This window comes from Okeania sp. SIO2C2, from assembly GCF_010692625.1.
Classification (GTDB): Bacteria; Cyanobacteriota; Cyanobacteriia; order Cyanobacteriales; family Microcoleaceae; genus Okeania; species Okeania hirsuta.
The window spans coordinates 1-1,858 of the sequence record NZ_JAAHGM010000156.1; the positions used below are offsets into that span (position 1 = coordinate 1).

At 29.0% G+C, this 1,858-nt stretch carries 1 protein-coding gene and 1 pseudogene; both read right to left on the bottom strand.

Annotated elements, in window-relative coordinates; all coding sequences use genetic code 11:
* Window positions 1–322 (bottom strand): annotated as a pseudogene (locus F6K18_RS36035) (hypothetical protein); the annotation flags it as partial.
* Window positions 323–428: 106 nt separating this feature from the next.
* On the bottom strand, window positions 429–1,858 hold a 1,430-nt coding region (locus tag F6K18_RS36040), incomplete at its 5' end, for a mechanosensitive ion channel family protein (RefSeq protein ID WP_287528163.1).

Sequence of the window (1,858 nt, forward strand, 5' to 3'; positions counted from 1 at the left end):
AGATTTTGAGGACTCTAATTCCTATAACTAGCAAGTAATTAAAGGAAATATTTTTAATCAAATAAGTTTGGTATTCGATTAAATTTTTTCCTTGATAAATAAGCCATCCATTAATTCCTGCCACTAACAAACATAAAAGTAAGCAACTGAGAGTTAATAATATCTGAATATTTTGGTAGATAACTTCAACATCTTTTGTCTTGTTTTTGACTGATGATACTTGTATTAATGGTTCATAAGCTCTATCTAAGAAAAATCTAATTGCCACAAAAAGACATATTATAAATCCGATTTCAACTCCAGTTGCAATGATACTGTTCATATTAATTTAAATAAAGTTGCTAAGATTAATTTTAGGAATCATAATTGTTTTCGTTGAATAGATTATTTTATATTTATTCAGTTAACCCTAAGTATTGATGACTTTTCTATTGATTTTTGCGTAGTTTAACCCGTAGAGGTTTTAAAAATATTGGAATAGGTTGATCGTTACTCAGTGTTATATGATTAACCACCCTAAGTTCAATATTTGCTTCTTCAAAAGCTTCTTTGATCATTATGCCTAAGACTTTCTGAATAATTAAATGTTTTCCAGGTTTAACTTGTGTAACTACTTCGATTAATATTTGATTGTCAGAAAATTCTTCTACTCCTTCTATTATTGTTGGTTCAATTATGTCTGTCGAATAATCCTCTAGAAGCTTATTTCCAACTTTTTCTATAACTTCATAGATTTGATTCATTTTAACTTGATAAGGAATTTTGAGCATGACCACTGCATTACTGTAGCTGGAGTGATTAACTATATCCTTAACATCACGATTATGGATAATATAATTTTTATCTTCATAATTAATGCGAGTTGTTCTTAATTCTATTCCCGTAACAAAACCACTTACACCATTTATCTCTACAAAATCTCCTACTAAGTAATAATTTTCAAACAAAATAAAGAAACCTGCAACTATATCTTCAACCAGACTTTGTGCTCCCATTCCAATTGTTAAACCTAAAATACCTACACCTGCTAAAATAGGAGTCGGGTCAATTTTAATAGTATAAAGAATTGCTATACCTGTACCAAAGTAAATCAGGTATTTTGTACAACTTTGAAATAAAGGTAAAAATGTCTCTCGTCTCTGTTTAGATAAATCATCTGTATCACTCTCACGCAGTAGTACTTCTTCTAGTAAAAGTTGACCAATTTCTTGCACAACACGACTCATAAATATAATCCCAATTATTTGCAAAGATAAAAGACCATAAGGAGCTAAACTAGCAATAAAATCAACTTTTTGAACTACTAAAGTAGCTGTAGTAATATAGATTGCATATTCAAGACATCGTTTAGCAAGAGGAATTAATTTACGTAGGCGGTTGTAGATCCGCACAATATTTCTTTGATCGGAATATTTCTTGCTAACAGCATCCAAAGTTTCAATAACTGTTGTATTAGCTTTAGTAAATAGTAATCCCATAATAATAATCATATAAATCTGCAAACTTATATATAAATATTTGACAATTACTTCTGGGAATACCATAATTTGAGCTGATATAGTAACATATAACAGCCAGATAATATTATTAAAGTTACTCTTGAAAAATTCAAATAATTTTTCAATACTGGCGTCATTGGCAGTGATTTGATCGACGTTTTTTGCCCACTCTGTTAACCAAGTTATAAATTTTTTTATATATGGAATACTCCATTTAGTTAAAATTAGTATGCCCAAGATTTTGAGGACTCTAATTCCTATAACTAGCAAGTAATTAAAGGAAATATTTTTAATCAAATAAGTTTGGTATTCGATTAAATTTTTTCCTTGATAAATAAGCCATCCATTAATTCCTGCCA